The sequence below is a fragment of the Flavobacterium supellecticarium genome (genome assembly GCF_004801375.1).
GTDB classification, from domain to species: Bacteria; Bacteroidota; Bacteroidia; order Flavobacteriales; family Flavobacteriaceae; genus Flavobacterium; species Flavobacterium supellecticarium.
The window spans coordinates 634,116-651,799 of record NZ_SSNZ01000002.1; the positions used below are offsets into that span (position 1 = coordinate 634,116).

Genomic DNA, 17,684 nt, shown 5'->3' on the forward strand with positions numbered 1-17,684 from the left:
GTTTTCTTGAGATGGATTATTACTTTTGACTTAGTAATTTATAATTAATCTTAATAAGAATTGATATGCGTTTTAGAAAAATTACAGCTGCCGTTTTAATAGCGTCGGCTTTCGCGGTATCGTGTTCAAATGATTCCAATGACACACCACAGCAAACAATTGCAATTCAGGTTCATGCTAATCCGGCTCAGGCCTTAACAAGGGTAAAAATGCTGGCTGAATTTGATGCATATTCTAAGGATAAAACACTTTATCCGTTGACCAAAGCCAAAATTAAAGGAATGTTTGCAAATAGCGGAAATCCGTTTTCGGAAGCTGCTTTAAATACTTCCGGCGTTTCCCTAAAGGAAAAAACAGCGGAGCATGCAAAACCGGAGTTTGATCTTTTCTTTACCGAAATGGGAGATGTAGCTGCGACCTATCAGATTCCGGCGGCTAAGGGTGTAAAAGGATCGTATACAACGGCTACTTCTGCCAGATTATTTAATGAAAAAGGACTTGAAATCAATCAAGCTATTATCAAAGGACTTATGGGAGCCGTTTTACTCGATCAGACGTTGAATTATTGTTTGAATCCTACTGTTTTAAATGCTGCGGCTAATCCAGAGGAAGCTCAACAACTATGGGAGGAAGGGTATAATTACATCTTCGGATACAAAGGACCGAACAATAACAAAAAATATTTCTGGGAGAGTTATTTGAATACCGTCAATGGAAATGCAAATTTTTCAGGGATAACGCAGTCGGTTACGGCTGCTTTTGAAAAAGGGAAAGCGGCAATTATAGCAGGTAATAAAATAGAACGGGATAAGCAGATAAACATCATAAAAGAAAAATTATCAAAAGTAGGTGCTATCCGTGCGGTTTATTATATGAATAAAGCAAAAGGTAAATTATCAGGTACAACAACAATCACCGGTGATCTTGCGGCCGCCTTTCACGGTTTGTCTGAAGCTTACGGATTTATAAGTGGATTGGCTTATACAAACAACCCGGCTACTGGACAGCCTTATCTTATAAAAGCAAGAGTTGAGGAATTATTGACTTCATTTTTAGGCGGTAATGATGGATTTTGGGATGCTAACTATACAGCAGATCAAATTGATTTGATTTCTCAGACGATCGCAACGGCATTTGAATTTACGATTGAACAGGCCATAACACAAGGGGGAAGCCATTAACGTTTAAAAAGAGTCCTGAATTCGGAACGCTTTCCATTTTTAAAGACATTCAGGAGCCGGATATTCCTTTCTGATATGATTCTTTTGTTCAACTTTAAAGCATTTATTAAATGAAAAAAACAGGGCTGTTATTAATAGTGGTAGCGCAATCATTGTGGTCTTGCGGTCTTAATAATACAGATAGTGAGGTTGTTGCAGATAAATACGATAGAAAAGCAATGTTGGTGAATTGGGTTGATAATAACATTATGCCTTCATTTCAGCATTATAAATCAAAATTAGAAAACCTGAAAAAAGCTTCGGATGATTTTATTGCGACACCCGATAGGGCTCAGCTTGAAGAAGTAAGACAAAAATGGCTGGAAGCGTATAAAACCTATCAATATATTTCGATGTTTTCTATCGGTAAAGCAGATGAAATACAATTCAGCAAGTATTCAAATACCTATCCGACGGCAACAGGACAAATAGCGGTAAAAATCGATTCGGGTAATTTTGATCTGAACGGAATTTCTTTTGATGTCGTACAGGGATTTCCGGCTCTGGATTATATGTTGTTCGGATTAGGAGAGAATGAAAATGCAATCCTGGAGCGGTATACAACAAACACGAATGCCAACAAGTATAAAGGCTACCTGTCTGCGCTTGTAAACCGATTGACATTATTGTTTAACACGGTTTATGATGACTGGCAATCCGGATATAAAGCCATTTTTATTCAAAGAAGTGACAATACGGCTTCCGGAAGTGTAAACCGGATGATTAATGCGTATATTCATTTTTATGAAAAAGATATTCGGACTGCAAAAATAGGCTATCCGGCAGGTACGTTTTCGACTGAAACCTATCCGGATAAGGTAGAAGCATATTACAGTAAGAAGTATTCGAAAGAACTGCTTTTGGAGTCGATCATAGCGGCGCAAAACTTCTTTGAAGGCAAACATTTTAACGGAAATGAAAGCGGACCTTCAATGAAAAGTTATTTGGATTATCTGACTATAAAGGGTAAGAGCGAAGAGTCTGGAATTTTATTAAGTAAACTGATTTGTAATCAATTCTATAAATCACTTTATATAGCAAATTTGCTACTACCGGATTTAAGTCAGCAGATTATTACCGATAATACAAAAATGACTGCCACTTTTAATGTTTTACAACGTAATGTAGCCTATATGAAATCGGATATGACATCCGCGATGAGTATCGCGATCGATTATGCAGACACAGACGGTGATTAATACAAATCAGATGAAACGATTTCAGGACTATCTAAACCGAACAACCGAAGCCGCTCCGTTGGCTACTTTTCGTATCCTTTTCGGTACTATTATGTTCGTTAGTCTGGTTCGGTTTGTGAGTAAAGGTTGGGTGAAGACGTTGTATATTGAACCAAAGTTTTTCTTTTCCTATTATGGATTGGAATGGATAAAACCATTAGGGAATTTTACGTATCTGATTTTTTTGGTTTGTGCTTTGTCCTGTGTATTGATCACTATAGGATATCGATATAGAATTGCCATTATCCTGTTTTTTATAAGCTTTACGTATATCGAATTAATGGATAAAACAACCTATCTGAATCATTACTATTTTATTAGTGCGATAGCGTTTATACTCCTTTTTTTGCCGGCTAATGTCTATTATGCAATGGATGCCCGATTAAAACCGGAATTAGCCTTTCAGAAAATACCGGCCTGGTGTATCGACTGTCTGAAGCTTATGTTAGGGATTGTATATTTTTATGCCGGATTGGCCAAAATCAATTCAGATTGGTTGTACAAAGCCATGCCGTTACAGTTATGGCTAAAACCGCAGTATGATCTTCCGGTATTGGGTTTTTTATTCCAACAGGAATGGATGCCACTTGTATTCAGTTGGGCAGGTATGTTATATGATTTGGCTATCCCGTTTCTGTTGTTGTACCGCAAAACCCGATTTATTGCCTTTGTACTGGTAGTCGTTTTTCATAGTCTAACCCGGATTTTGTTTCCAATCGGAATGTTTCCGTTTATCATGATCGGCGCAACATTGGTGTTTTTTAAGGCAAAGTCCCATCATAAAGCATTGCAATACCTCAGTATAATTTTTAAAATCAATAAGACCCGATTTGATAACGGAAAAGCACGATTCACCACAACACTGAACGGCGCAGCAATACGTATCAAAATATTGATTTGTTTTTTTGTACTACAATTGCTATTCCCGTTGCGCTATCTTTTATATCCAGGTGCATTATTCTGGACAGAAGAGGGGTTTCGCTTTTCCTGGCGGGTTATGCTGATGGAAAAAGCAGGTTACACGCAGTTTATTGTAAAAGATGCGGTAACAGGAAACTCTTTTTATATCGATAACTCCGAATTTTTAACCCCTTTTCAGGAGAAACAAATGGCCTTTCAGCCGGATTTTATCGTTGAGTTTGCCCGTTTTATACACGATTATTACAAACAAAAAGGGATACATGATCCTATAGTTTCTGTAGAAAGCTTCGTAACCCTAAACGGAAGGCCTTCGCGAATATTCATTAACCCGACTGTAAATCTGGCAAAAGAGAAAGATTCTTTTTTACCAAAACACTGGATTATTCCATTTGAAGATGAGAGTAAAGGACTTTAGTATAATATTATTTACATGGATCAGTTGGAGCTGTTTTTCACAATACAATATCCATGGAAAAATAATAAATGCTAATAATGAAGCTCCGGTTGTTTTGGCTGAAATCTTAAAAGTAGATGATGGTATCCGGGTCCAATCCGACGAAAACGGGGAATTTACTTTTTCGAATCTAATGCCCGGTCAATATCATTTGATTTTTTTGTCCGATAATTTTCATCTGAAAGAACAAAAAATAAATGTAAAGGATCAGGATATCAGTGTGTTGGTGGTATTGAAGCCAATGGAAATCCAACTCAGTGAAGTTTTAATTCAAAAAAGGAGAAAGGAAGTTTTTGCAATGTCACGATTGCGGGATGTTGACGGAATGGGAATCTATGCCGGTAAAAAATCAGAAGTGGTTATTGTTGATGTACAAATGGGAAATAAGGCTGTAAATCTAGCCCGACAAGTGTTTTCACAGGTCGTAGGATTGAATATTTATGAAAGTGATGCCGGTGGTTTACAACTTAACATTGGGGGAAGAGGCCTGGATCCGAATCGATCGGCACATTTTAATATCCGTCAAAACGATTACGATAGTAGTGCCGATATTTTAGGCTATCCGGAAAGTTATTATACACCGCCGGCCGAAGGATTAGACCGGATACAGATCGTAAGAGGCGCCGCATCCTTACAATACGGAACGCAGTTTGGCGGATTGATTAATTTTAAAATTAAAGCTCCGGATCAACATAAAAAACTCCGGTTGACGAACAGACAAACCATAGGGAACCATAATTTATTTACCAGCTTTACCGATTTAAGCGGAACGATAAAGAATTTTAGTTATTACACATTTTTAAATTATAAAAAGGGAGATGGTTTTCAGCTTAATTCTGATTTTGAATCTCAAAATTATTTTGGAAACTTTAATTATCGTATTACTCGTAAAACGAACTTAAGTTTTGACTACACTCATTTTCAGTATATAGCGCATCAGCCCGGAGGATTAACAGATAAAATGTTTTATGAAGACGCTTTTCAAAGTAATCGGAAGCGAAATTGGTTTGCGGTTGATTGGAATCTTTTTTCATTTAGAATAAAACATCAGGCTACTCAAAAAACGGATATAAGCCTGAATGTATTCGGATTGTATGCCGGTCGGAAAGCATTAGGATTTCGTTCCAATCGTGTATTTCAGGAAGATCAGGAAGGAACCGTTCGTGATTTGATTACCGGAAAATTTGCCAATTGGGGTGCCGAAGCAAAAATAGTACACCGCTATCACTTTCTTGGTCATGAAAATGCCTTTGTGATAGGAGGAAAGTATTATCAGTCGAAAAACAATGCCCGACAAGGGCCGGGAAGTTCCGGAAGTGATGCCGATTTTAATTTTGCAACGGAAGAATTTCCGTATTATCAAAATCAATCCGATTACAGCTATCCAAATCTCAATTTAGCGTTGTTTGGAGAAAATATCATCCGTATCACGAATGCACTTTCGATAACACCCGGAATTCGTTGGGAATATATCAATACGCGGGCGAAAGGATATTATCGAAAAATAAACCGCGATAATGCCGGGAATGTCATTTTGAATAGACGCTATGATGAAGATAACGATCTAAAACGTTCGTTTGTGCTGTTAGGAATCGGTTTGAGTTTTAAGCCGGTCAAAGCGATGGAAGCGTATCTGAATTGCTCACAAAATTACCGCTCGGTTACGTTTAATGATATACGAATTACAGAACCATCCTACCAGATCGATGAGCACCTAAAGGATGAATATGGTTACACGTTTGATTTCGGAATCCGGGGCCAATGGAAAAACAAGTTGACGTATGATATCAGTGCTTTTGGATTGGCCTACAAAGGGCGTTTGGGACAGATTATTAAAGAGACAGATGATTTTCGGATTATCCGCTTCCGAACCAATGTGGGGGATGCAATGCTATACGGATTTGAATTTTTCACTGATTTAAGTTTGCAAAAAATACTATTTAATCCGTTAAATAACAATTACAAATGGAATGTATTTGCCAATCTGGCGCTTACAAAGTCAACGTATACGCATTCGAAACAACCGGGGATAACCGGAAATCAGGTAGAATTTGTTCCGATGATCAATTTAAAAACAGGGATAACGTCAGGCTATAAAAACCTGATAACAAGTGTACAGTTTACGTATCTAAGCGCGCAATACACCGATGCTACGAATATAAAACAGGACAAAAGCGAAAATGTACGCGGAATCGAAGGTCAGGTTCCCGGTTATGCAATTACAGATTGGTCGTTATCCTATAAATTCGGTTCTCATTTTACATTGGAAACCGGAATTACGAATCTGATGAATACGATTTATTTTACCCGGAGAGCCTCCGGTTATCCTGGTCCGGGAATTATACCATCAGCACCGAGAGCGGGCTATCTTACATTGCAATATCGGTTTTAGTCGAACAGAAAAAGTGAACCCATGTTGTTGAAACTATAATAAAAAGGAATCCTGTTTTTTCTTTCGTATGGCCGGTTTTGGCACTTTCTTTAAAAATGTAGAATTTCGCCAGATGGATAACTGTTGTTTTACCGTTATCTTCGTCCCTATATAGACTAGTAACGGCTAATTCTTTTTTACCGAATAACCGATCATACAGGAGTATTGTAAATGTTTTTTGACTGGGAGGTTTTTGGGTAATCGTAAAGACCTGAAATTCTGAATTCTTAATTTTTTCAAAGGTTCTAAGTGTGTCAATCGGACTTCCCGGTAGTTTAGGGAATAGAAAAGCATACGAATAAAGCGGTTGTATCGTTAAATAAGCCACAACAGGACAATTTATAATAATGTTAAAGTTTTTCCCGCGGATGGAATAAATGTGTTATATTTGCATGCAATTCAACTACAAATTGCAACATGAAAGCACACACAGCTAAAATCATCGGGGAAGGACTAACCTATGATGATGTTCTACTCGTTCCCAATTATTCAGAAGTACTTCCCAGAGAAGTAAGTATCAAAACGAAATTTTCAAAAAATATAACACTAAACGTACCGGTTGTTTCGGCTGCTATGGATACGGTTACAGAAAGTGCTATGGCTATTGCAATGGCACAGGAAGGTGGTATTGGTGTATTGCATAAAAACATGACAATCGAGCAGCAGGCTGCCGAAGTACGAAAAGTAAAAAGAGCCGAATCCGGGATGATTATCGATCCGGTTACGTTACCGCTTACGGCGACTGTGGGTGATGCTAAACTGGCGATGCGCGAATTCAGTATCGGAGGAATCCCTGTAGTAGATGAAAATCAGATTTTAAAAGGGATAGTTACCAATCGGGATTTGCGTTTTGAGAAAGACAATACCCGTTCTATTATCGAAGTAATGACTTCTGAGAATCTGGTAACAGCTGGAGAAGGAACAACTTTAGCTACTGCCGAAGCAATTTTACAACAAAATAAGATTGAAAAACTACCGGTAGTCAATCAGGAAAACAAACTAGTTGGATTGATCACTTTTAGAGATATTACCAAGTTAACACAAAAACCAAACGCAAACAAAGATAAATTCGGACGTTTACGTGTTGCAGCAGCTTTAGGAGTAACAAATGATGCAGTTGAAAGAGCAACGGCTTTGGTAAACGCCGGTGTAGACGCTGTGATTATTGATACAGCGCACGGACATACCAAAGGTGTAGTTGGTGTTTTAAAACAAGTAAAAGAAAAATTCCCACAACTGGACGTAGTAGTGGGGAATATTGCAACACCGGAAGCGGCTTTATATTTAGCGGAGAATGGTGCCGATGCTGTTAAAGTAGGAATCGGACCGGGATCGATCTGTACCACCCGAGTGGTTGCCGGAGTAGGATTTCCGCAGTTTTCGGCCGTATTGGAAGTAGCTGCCGCTTTACGGGGAACCGGAGTTCCGGTTATTGCCGATGGAGGAATCCGTTATACCGGTGATATTCCGAAAGCGATAGCAGCCGGAGCCGATTGTGTGATGTTAGGATCGCTATTAGCAGGAACCAAAGAATCGCCGGGTGAAACCATCATTTTCGAAGGAAGAAAATTCAAATCCTACCGTGGAATGGGATCGGTAGAAGCGATGAAAGAAGGGTCTAAGGACCGTTATTTCCAGGATGTGGAAGACGACGTAAAAAAACTGGTTCCGGAAGGAATTGTAGGACGTGTACCGTACAAAGGAGAGTTAAACGAAAGTATGCTGCAATTTGTTGGCGGGCTACGTGCCGGAATGGGATATTGTGGAGCAAAAGATATTCAGACGCTACAGGAAACGGGACGATTTGTTCGTATCACGGCCAGTGGAATCGGAGAAAGCCATCCGCACAACGTAACCATTACAAAAGAAGCGCCGAATTATTCGCGATAAAAATATAAAACCTGATATGAAAATATCAGGTTTTTTTAGGTTTAAAACACACCTCAAAGGTTTGTAAAGTCTGTAGACCTGACAGGTTTCAAAAACCTGTCAGGTCTTGTATTTAAAGTATTATTGATTCTTAAAAGCGGCAGCCAATAGTTTTTTATCACCAACCAACCATAAGATATCATTTCGTTCTAAAATCAGGTGGGACTCCGGATTCAGGATACGTTCACCATTCCGTTCGATACCTACAACAAGACCACCGGTACGTTCCCGTAATTGCGATTCGCGAATTGATTTTCCGATAAACTCCTGATTGGTCAATTCGTATTGCTGTAGTACGATTTGTGCTTCGGTAACCGATTCCGGAACTTCAATCTCATTCTGATCCAGATAACCTTTAAAATTCTGAACCTGGTCGTCTGTTCCGATCACACAAATTTCATCACCCGGAAACAACCGCTCGTTACGCGTAGGGATGTTGATCATGATTTCACCACGCTTGATGAAGGCGATATTTACCCCCATTTTTTCACGCACTTTCAGATCCTGAAGTTTCTTTCCGGCAAGGTTGGACTCTTTAGCAATTTCAAAATTAGCCATGTGTCCGTCCCAGGGGGTTAAATCATCCCGGGTTTTCTGAGCGCGTGCAATTTCACGATCGTTGAAATTTTTAAGAAAGTGCTTTTCAATTTTATCGTACTGGGCATGCAATTTTTTAGGAAAGATGATATAGGAAATGATCACGAGGATCAACGCAATAAAAGCGACAATCGGTGAAAAGAAATTATTCAGAAGGAATCCCACAAAGAACAGCGCAAGGCCAATTCGAACGAGAATCAACATGGTTAAAGGACCGCGGTATTTGCGTTCTTTCCGGAGTTCTTCCATGGCACTTTCGGCGACTCTTCGCAGCGATAACGCCCATAAAAACGGAGCGATGATCACTAAGGTTATCAATGCGGCTACGGCATTTCCGAATTTAGAATCGATTACCAAAGGTGAAATATAAAGATCGGCCAACAGGATAATCGCAATAATAATAACCGAACTGATCACAACCTGTGTCATCGTAGCACGCAATACGACCTGCCAGTTACTGGTTGCTTTAATCGACTGGGAATTGGTACTGTAATTATCGATAGCGGTAAGCCATTTTTTTGGTAATACTTTTTCAAGTTTCTCATAAAACGGCATTGACATTTTGATCATAAAAGGTGTTGTAAACGTGGTCACAGCCGAAACGGCTACCACAATCGGATACAGGAAATCACTCGTTACTTTTAGCGACATCCCTAAGGTGGCGATAATAAAAGAGAATTCCCCGATTTGCGCCAGACTCATACCCGCCTGAACGGATTGTTTTAAGGGCTGACCGGATACCAATGCTCCGGCGGCAGTACTCACGGTTTTTCCTAAGATGGTAATCAAAGTGATCAATAAAACAGGAATGGCATATTCTACCAAGGTGTCTGGATTGATCAACATTCCGACAGATACGAAGAATACCGCTCCGAAAAGGTCTTTTACCGGTTTGATAAGGTGTTCGATTTTTTCGGCCTGAGTGGTTTCCGCTATAATAGATCCCATGATAAAAGCACCTAAAGCAGGGGAGAAACCGGCATTAGTCGCCAGGATAACCATCATCAAACATAGGGCTAATGAGATGATCAATAAAGTTTCTTCATTTAATAAGGTCTTGGCTTTTTTCAGTAAGGTCGGAATAAAGAAAATACCACCCACAAACCAAAGAATCAGGAAGAATAAGAGTTTTAAAACGGATTCGAATAACTCGGCTCCGGAAAATTGCTGACTTACTGATATAGTCGAAAGCAATACCATCAGTAAGATGGCAACAATATCTTCAACAATTAAAGCACCGAAAACGATTCCGGCATATTTTTTTCCTTTGACATTTAATTCATCAAATGCACGGAGAATAATCGTGGTAGAGGACATGGAGAGTATGGCACCGAGGAAAATACTGTCCATTTGCGACCAACCCATCCATTGTCCGGACATATATCCGATAAATAGCATCGAGATAATCTGGATAATAGCGGTAATGGAGGCGGTTCCGCCGACTTTCATCAGTTTTTTAAAACTGAACTCCAATCCGAGGCTAAATAAAAGGAATATCACCCCGATTTCGGCCCAGACTTCAACACTTTTGCTATCGGTGACCGAGGGGAAAAAGTCAAAATTATTTCCGGCAAGAAAACCGGCAACCAAATAGCCTAAAACCAGCGGTTGTTTGATTTTTTTAAACAACAGTACGGCTACTCCGGCTGTCATTAGGATTAATCCTAAATCACTGATTAACGGATATAAATGGTGAGAGGTTTCGGCTACGGTTTCAGCTGTTGATAATGGCATATATTTTTTGTTTTTTAGGATTTGTGTAAGTTATAAAATAATGCGTATTTATAAAAGCTACAGGGCTTATTATGCCGTTATTTTAAGATAAATTTATCATAAATAGCAATAAAAAATCCCGATAGTTATAGCCATCGGGATTTTAGAATATTTTTTAAAAAGAGTTATATTCCGAGGTAATTGCTCGGTGTAATTTGTAAAAGTTCTGCTTTTATCGCATCCGATACATTTAAAGTCGCGATAAAATTATGGATTGCCTCTTTGTTGATCACTGTATTGGTACGGGTCAAATCTTTTAACGCTTCATACGGATTCGGGTAGGCCTCACGTCTTAAAATCGTTTGAATGGCTTCGGCTACTACCGCCCAGTTTTTTTCCAGATCTTCTTCGAATTTTTCAGCGTTTAAAAGTAATTTGTTTAGTCCTTTTAAAGTCGCTTCAAAACCGATAATCGTATGTCCGATTGGTACGCCAACATTACGCAACACGGTACTGTCGGTTAAATCGCGTTGCAAACGGGATACCGGTAATTTGGCTGCCAAATGTTCGAAAATGGCATTGGCAATTCCCAGATTTCCTTCCGAATTTTCAAAATCAATCGGGTTTACTTTATGTGGCATCGCCGAGGAACCAATTTCTCCGGCTTTGATTTTTTGTTTGAAATACTCCATCGAAACATATGTCCAGATATCGCGATCCAAATCGATCAAAATGGTATTGATACGCTTTAAAGCGTCGAAAAAAGCGGCAAAATGATCGTAATGCTCAATTTGTGTCGTTGGAAAAGAATGGTGTAGTCCTAGTGTAGCTTCTACGAAATCGTTTCCGAATTTTCGCCAGTCAACTTTTGGATAGGCTACAAAATGGGCGTTGTAATTACCGGTGGCACCACCAAATTTGGCGGCAAACGGTACGTTAAATAACAAACGCATTTGTTCTTCCAAACGTTCTACAAACACAGCGATTTCTTTACCCAAACGGGTAGGGGAAGCCGGTTGTCCGTGCGTGCGGGCCAACATCGGAACGTCTTTCCATTCCTGGCTTAATTCTTTAAGTTTGGCCACTACGCTTATTAACGACGGCAGGTATACTTTTTCAAAAGCGTGCTTGGTCGAAAGCGGAATCGCAGTGTTATTGATATCCTGAGAAGTCAATCCGAAGTGGATAAACTCTTTGTAGGCTTGCAGTCCCAATTTGTCGAAAGCAGCTTTAATAAAGTATTCAACCGCTTTTACATCGTGATTGGTGGTCTTTTCAGTTTCTTTGATCCAAAGTGCATCTTCTGTCGTAAAATTCTCGTATATTTTTCGCAAATCAGCGAACAGGTTTTTATCCACTCCGGCCAATTGCGGTAAAGGCAATTCACAAAGGGCGATAAAATATTCGATTTCTACCAGTACACGGTATTTGATCAAAGCTTCTTCAGAAAAATATTCGGAAAGGGAAACGGTTTTGTTTCTATACCGACCATCGATAGGCGATATAGCACTAAGTTCAGTTAAATGCATTTGTTGTTGTGTTATTTTCTAATAATCGCAAAGATAAGGTTTTACCGAAACTTCTGGAAATACAATTTTAAATCTTTTCCGGCTGAGTGCTAAGCTCCTGTCGCAGTACTTCTATTCCTTCTGAAGCGGACAAGGCTATAGCTTTAAACGGATTGTTTACATTGTAAATTTGTGCTGGTTTAGGATCGATATAGTACACCGGGGTTGTTAGTTGGGTATAACCGATTAATCCGGCGGCCGGATAAACCTGTAACGAGGTTCCGATGATCAAAAAGATGTCGGCTTTCTGAACAAGTGCTATGGCTTCATCCATTGCGGGTACCGCTTCTCCGAACCAAACGATATGTGGTCGTAATTGGTGTCCGTTGCTGTCGTTGTCGCCAATATGAAGATCGGTTTTCCAATCCAGAATATAATCGGGATCCATAGTGCTGCGTACTTTGAGTAGTTCGCCGTGTAGATGTAAAACCTTACTACTGCCAGCTCTTTCGTGTAGGTCGTCTACATTTTGAGTGATTATGTATAGGTCGAATTCGGCTTCCATTTCGGCCAGAATCCGGTGCGCGTTGTTGGGTTGTACTTCAAAAAGTTGTGTTCTTCTTTTGTTGTAAAAGTCCAACACCAACGCTTTATTTTTGTTCCATCCTTCCGGACTGGCAACCTCTTCAATAGGGTGCCCTTCCCATAGCCCACCGGCATCGCGGAAGGTCTTTATACCGCTTTCCGCGCTGATTCCGGCTCCGGAAAGAACGACTAATTTTTTCTTTGTGATCATTACTGGTTTATACTTTTCCTAAGGTATATAATTGCTCTAAAGTAGGCGCGGCACTACCACCGGCTGGTTCCAGTGTGATACCAAACCCTTCGGCATCCATGGTATTGTCGACTTTAAATATTCTGGATTTTCCGATTTCTGTTTTTTCCAGTAGTCCGATACTTGTTGGTGTGAGTGGATCCATTTTTAACGACCATACCTGATACACATATCCTTTAGGTGGTTCCGGTAGTCCTGCAGCATCTACATATACAGAATGGTCATTCTGATTCCAGTATATTTTGGCTTTGGCTTCCGGAGCGACCGTTTGACCGGCAAGGGCTACTACTTTATTGTTTTCATCTTTAAAGAGATTCAACAGGGTTTCGTTGTTTTTATTTTGTTCTTCTAAGGTTACTACTGATTTTTGTAAATCCTGATTTTTTTCTCTGCTATCTTTAAGCAAAGTATCGTTTTGGTTCATCTGGAAATAGAGGAAGCCGGCTCCTAGCAATAATAGGAATGATGCTGCCCAACCCATATAAGCCGGCCAGTTGGATTTCGGTTTCAGGGTTACGACGCCCGATTCTCTTTCAAGTAACGCTTTTCGGATGGTATTGAAATTGTCCAGTGACAAATTCGGTGCAACACTATACGAAAGGTTAATGATAGCCTTTTCGATGCTTTCGATTTCTTGTTTTATTTCCGGATATTCATTGGCGTAAACCTGTACTTCTTCGTTTTCCGATTCGGACAGTTTTCCGAAAATGTACAGTTCCAAAACTCCGGATTCTATGTATTCTCTAGTGTTCATTATACTCGCAATAAGTTTCTTAATTCGTTTATACAGTTTCTGTTTTGTGTTTTAACCGTTCCCAATGGAATTTCCAGTGTTTCGGAAACTTCCTGTTGTGTATAGCCTTTAAAAAATAAGAGGTCAATCAGCTGTATACATTTGGGTTTTAGTTTTTTTACAAATTCCTGAATTCCAATCGTATCGATCTTATTCATGGTTCTTGTAGTGTCATCGAGTATATGTACGAAATTGTCAGAAGATAAGTTTTTCTGATTGTTGTTAAAGTTTTTAGAACGCAGCCGATCGATAGCGCTGTTACGGGCGATATTGAGCAGCCAGGTAAAAAAGCGGCCTTTACTTTCGTTGTAAGTGTCCAGATTTTTCCAGATTTTAACAAAGGTTTCCTGAAGGACATCTTCGGCTTCTTCCCGGTCTTTTAATAGGTTGTAAATGATGCCGTATAGGTTTTTGGCATACATGTCGTACAAAAGCGTAAAAGCTTTGTTGTCTTTTTTGTAGATTTGCGCCAGTAATTCTTCTTGTGTCATAAGAGTAATTTAACTTCACTAAAGTTAGTAAAGAAATTTAACAAATTCATATTTTTTTTAATGGAACCGCTTTTTTCCGATACCGCCTATTTAGCCTATTTAGAAAATTTTATCACCGAGAACCGCAGAGACGGCTTTAAGCGCGTGTTGGAAAACCGTACCAAGCACTTTACCGTGGCGGTTGAAGATTTGTACCAGTTGCACAATACCAGCGCCGTAATGCGCAGTTGTGAAGTTTTTGGAATACAGGAACTGAATGTGGTAGAAGAACGTTTTGGGAAGAAAATCGATAAAGAGATTGCAATGGGCGCTCAGAAATGGGTGGACATCAACCGATTTAATTCGAATCAGGATTGTATTACCGATTTAAAACAAAGAGGCTATCGGATTATTGCGACAACGCCACATGATAATGATTGTTTGCTGGAAGATTTTGATATTACGCAGCCGGCGGCAATCTTTTTTGGAACGGAACGGCTTGGACTATCGGATGAAGTCATGCAGCAGGCCGATGGATTTTTAAAAATTCCGATGGTTGGTTTTACCGAAAGTTTGAATATTTCGGTATCGGCGGCCATCATCCTGCAAAATATTTCGACACGATTGCGTAATTCCGGTTTGGATTGGAAACTAACGGATGCCGAAATGCTGGAAAAACGAATCGACTGGGCGCGAAAATCGATTAAGGATATTGACTATATAACCCGCTTGTATCTGGAAAAAAACAAAAAAGAGGATTTTTAATCCTCTTTTTTTATTGGGTGTTATTTTTGTCGTTTTAAGATCTTGTAATCTTCATAACAGCTACTGATTGCTTCCATGATTTGCAGGTCGTTTGCTGTTTTGATAAAGGTTTCGGAATAATTACAACGCTGTAAAATCTCGTTGATTTCCTTTGGATCGATTCCTAAAAGTGAAGCCAGCGTTTCTTTGTCAAATTTAGAAGCCAAAAGATTTTTTACAACATCGTCTTTTTTGATTTCCTTTAATTTACTCATTTCTTTCGGTTTTTTTCCAAAGAAATTATAGAGTAAATCGGCCGGGTTAAAAAGAGATCCCAATACGCGGTTAATTTTATTCGGAGAGTGATCGCCGGCCTCATAGCCATATGGTAATCCCGAAATCGGATAACGAAAATTCTCATTTAACGGTAAAATTTTGGTGTCGACTTCCAGATAACCGGTTAGCTGGTATTTGTTGATCACAACCTCTTCCAAGGCATAAGCCTTTTCGGTTAGCCGAATCTTGGTATTCTTGTTTTTAATCCAGTCGTTGGTAACCCGTATTTTAATCGATTCAAAACCGATAAACGAAAAGTGAAGCGTATCGTTTACTTTGGCTTCAATGGTAAATTCACCATGTCCGCTGGAAGTGGTACCTTTAACGGTATTGATATTAACGATATTGACGTTACTCTTAGGAAGTAAAGTTGTAGCGTTCACTACTATACCGGAAACCGTTGAGGGAGTTTCCGTTTCCTGCGCGTAGGAAGCAAATGTTAGTAGGGTAAATAAAAAAACTGCAAAAAATCTCATACGGGTTATTAGATTGGTCTAAAAGTAAGGGATATTTTGCAGTTTTTAAGTTATATTAGAAGAAAATTAACAAAAGAATTAGCTTCTTCTGGGGCGTCTTCCGCTGCTGTTGTTCGAAGAACCTTCGGAACGACGCGGAGAACGGTCTGATCTTCTTTCATTTCGTAATGGTCGGTCACCAAAATCATCTTTTCTTTCCGAACGACCACCGCCAAAACTACGCTCTCTTCTTGGTCCTCTGTCGCGATCGCCACCTCTGTCACGGTCACCACCTCGGGAACGGTTGCGATCACCACCACCGTTACGTCCGTTATGGTCGCGTCTTCTGTTGTTGGATCCACCGTCGTTTTTAGAAATTTCCACGTTGATTTTACGTCCTTCTAAATGAATGTTGTTTAAAACATCCATTACTTTCTCGGCATGTTCCGCATCAGTATTAAAGAAAGAGAAACCTTCTTTTACATCTACTTTAAACAAATCGTCACGACCTAATTCTAAAGTGTCGCGTAAGAAATCTTTCAACGTCATCCAGTCATAATTATCACGGGAACCGATGTTGATAAAGAAACGTACTGCTCCGTCGGACGGGATGCTTCCTGCGTCTTCACGACGGTCACCAGCATTTTGAGCGGATAAATCGCGAGATTTCTTATAATAATTGATAAAACGGTTGAATTCTACCGAAACCATTTTCTTGATTACTTCCTCTTTTGTAAGGTCTTTCATTACCTCATAAATAGCCGGAAGGTAGGCATCGATTTCATGGTCAACTTCAACGTCTTTGATTTTATTCGCTAAGTGGAATAACTGAATTTCGCAGATTTCAATTCCGGAAGGAATCGGTTTTTCTTCGAATTTCGTTTTGATGATACGCTCGATCTGTGAAATTTTACGCAATTCACTTTTCGTAATGATCACCATAGATGTTCCGGATTTTCCGGCACGTCCTGTTCTACCGGAACGGTGCGTATACGTTTCGATTTCGTCTGGTAACTGATAGTTGATTACGTGTGTTACGTCATCTACGTCGATACCACGGGCCGCTACGTCGGTAGCAACCAACATTTGGATCTGACGACCACGGAACGATTTCATTACGCCGTCACGTTGCGCCTGAGAAAGGTCACCGTGTAAAGCAGCAGCATTGTACCCGTCTTCGATTAGTTTTTCAGCAACAGCTTGTGTGTCTCTTTTGGTACGACAGAAGACAACCGAGAAAATATCCGGGTTAGCATCAGCCAGTCGTTTTAAAGCCGAATAACGGTCGCGGGCATTTACCAGGTAAAATTCGTGCGAAACGTTTTGCGAACCAGAGTTTTTGTGTCCCACTGTGATTTCAAGAGGTTTACGCATAAACTCGCGTGCAATACGCGCTACTTCCTGTGGCATGGTTGCCGAAAACAACCAGGTACTTTTGTTTTCCGGTGTATCGGATAAAATGGAAGTGATATCATCATAAAATCCCATGTTTAACATTTCGTCGGCTTCGTCAAGAACACAGAAATTAATGTTCTTGATATTTACCATACCTCTGTTAATCATGTCCTGCATTCTTCCTGGAGTGGCCACGATAATCTGTGCACCTCTTTTTACATCTTTCGCCTGTTCGGTAATGCTGGCACCACCATAAACGGCAACAGTGTGAATTCCTTTAACGTATTTTGAATATTGTTTAATCTCATTGGTGATTTGTAAACAAAGTTCGCGTGTTGGCGATAAAATTAATGCCTGAGTCGTTCTGTCCTCAGCATCAATCTTTTGAATCAGTGGAAAACCAAACGCAGCGGTCTTACCTGTCCCGGTCTGTGCCAATGCAACTATGTCTGTGTCTTTTTCCAATAATAGGGGAATCGCCTTTTCCTGTACCTCCGACGGATTTTCAAATCCTAGATCTTTAATCGCCAGCAGTAGCGATTCATTCAATCCTAATTGTTCAAATTTATTCATTCGTTATTTTTAAATTGGGGGCAAAGTTACTGTAAATTAACGAGATATGCTAATATGTTTTCGATATTTATG

14 protein-coding genes are annotated in these 17,684 nt (G+C 39.7%); 6 read left to right on the forward strand and 8 right to left on the reverse strand.

Annotated elements, in window-relative coordinates; translation table 11 throughout:
• Positions 1–65: 65 nt before the first annotated feature.
• The 4 genes from E6C50_RS07580 (at position 66) to E6C50_RS07595 (ending at position 6,225) form a co-directional block, all read left to right on the forward strand.
• Positions 66–1,181, forward strand: a complete 1,116-nt coding sequence (locus E6C50_RS07580; RefSeq protein ID WP_136402601.1) for a DUF4856 domain-containing protein — start codon at positions 66–68, stop codon at positions 1,179–1,181.
• A 110-nt stretch (positions 1,182–1,291) separates the two neighbouring features.
• On the forward strand, positions 1,292–2,419 hold the full coding sequence (locus tag E6C50_RS07585; RefSeq protein WP_136402602.1) for an imelysin family protein: 1,128 nt from the start codon (positions 1,292–1,294) through the stop codon (positions 2,417–2,419).
• 10 nt (positions 2,420–2,429) lie between these two features.
• Positions 2,430–3,794, forward strand: coding sequence for an HTTM domain-containing protein (locus E6C50_RS07590; RefSeq protein WP_136402603.1), 1,365 nt, complete (start codon positions 2,430–2,432; stop codon positions 3,792–3,794).
• Positions 3,775–6,225: a TonB-dependent receptor domain-containing protein gene (locus E6C50_RS07595; protein ID WP_136402604.1), complete on the forward strand. Its 2,451-nt coding sequence runs from the start codon at positions 3,775–3,777 to the stop codon at positions 6,223–6,225. The genes E6C50_RS07590 and E6C50_RS07595 overlap by 20 nt, the downstream gene beginning before the upstream one ends.
• On the opposite strand, the gene E6C50_RS07600 is transcribed toward E6C50_RS07595, so the two are convergent.
• Positions 6,203–6,592, reverse strand: coding sequence for a hypothetical protein (locus E6C50_RS07600; RefSeq protein WP_136402605.1), 390 nt, complete (start codon positions 6,590–6,592; stop codon positions 6,203–6,205). The two genes, E6C50_RS07595 and E6C50_RS07600, sit on opposite strands and share 23 nt — an antisense overlap.
• Positions 6,593–6,681: 89 nt before the next feature.
• Between E6C50_RS07600 and guaB the strand changes: the two genes are divergently transcribed.
• Positions 6,682–8,154, forward strand: coding sequence for an IMP dehydrogenase (guaB, locus tag E6C50_RS07605; protein WP_136402606.1), 1,473 nt, complete (start codon positions 6,682–6,684; stop codon positions 8,152–8,154).
• Between the two features lie 120 nt (positions 8,155–8,274).
• Here guaB and E6C50_RS07610 read toward each other — a convergent pair whose 3' ends face one another.
• From E6C50_RS07610 to E6C50_RS07630, 5 genes are all read right to left on the reverse strand, one after another.
• Positions 8,275–10,524 carry a cation:proton antiporter domain-containing protein gene (locus E6C50_RS07610; RefSeq protein WP_136402607.1) on the reverse strand — a complete coding sequence of 750 codons (2,250 nt, stop codon included), beginning with the start codon at positions 10,522–10,524 and terminating at the stop codon, positions 8,275–8,277.
• 164 nt (positions 10,525–10,688) lie between these two features.
• Positions 10,689–12,032, reverse strand: coding sequence for an adenylosuccinate lyase (gene purB / locus E6C50_RS07615; protein WP_136402608.1), 1,344 nt, complete (start codon positions 12,030–12,032; stop codon positions 10,689–10,691).
• A 67-nt stretch (positions 12,033–12,099) separates the two neighbouring features.
• Entirely contained in the window at positions 12,100–12,807 is a 708-nt protein-coding gene (locus E6C50_RS07620) for an SIR2 family NAD-dependent protein deacylase (protein ID WP_136402609.1), read from the reverse strand.
• 7 nt (positions 12,808–12,814) lie between these two features.
• Entirely contained in the window at positions 12,815–13,600 is a 786-nt protein-coding gene (locus E6C50_RS07625) for an anti-sigma factor (protein ID WP_136402610.1), read from the reverse strand.
• Positions 13,600–14,130 (reverse strand): RNA polymerase sigma factor, encoded by a 531-nt coding sequence (locus E6C50_RS07630; RefSeq protein ID WP_136402611.1) that lies wholly within the window; start codon positions 14,128–14,130, stop codon positions 13,600–13,602. The genes E6C50_RS07625 and E6C50_RS07630 overlap by 1 nt, the downstream gene beginning before the upstream one ends.
• 60 nt (positions 14,131–14,190) lie before the next feature.
• Between E6C50_RS07630 and E6C50_RS07635 the strand changes: the two genes are divergently transcribed.
• Complete coding sequence (locus tag E6C50_RS07635) at positions 14,191–14,874, forward strand: TrmH family RNA methyltransferase (RefSeq protein WP_136402612.1); 684 nt, start codon at positions 14,191–14,193, stop codon at positions 14,872–14,874.
• Positions 14,875–14,894: 20 nt separating this feature from the next.
• On the opposite strand, the gene E6C50_RS07640 is transcribed toward E6C50_RS07635, so the two are convergent.
• Both E6C50_RS07640 and E6C50_RS07645 read right to left on the reverse strand, forming a co-directional pair.
• The gene (locus tag E6C50_RS07640; RefSeq protein ID WP_136402613.1) at positions 14,895–15,665 is read right to left on the reverse strand and encodes a carboxypeptidase-like regulatory domain-containing protein; all 771 of its coding nucleotides are present in this window, start codon (positions 15,663–15,665) and stop codon (positions 14,895–14,897) included.
• Between the two features lie 78 nt (positions 15,666–15,743).
• Positions 15,744–17,612, reverse strand: coding sequence for a DEAD/DEAH box helicase (locus E6C50_RS07645; protein WP_136402614.1), 1,869 nt, complete (start codon positions 17,610–17,612; stop codon positions 15,744–15,746).
• Between the last annotated feature and the right edge of the window lie 72 nt (positions 17,613–17,684).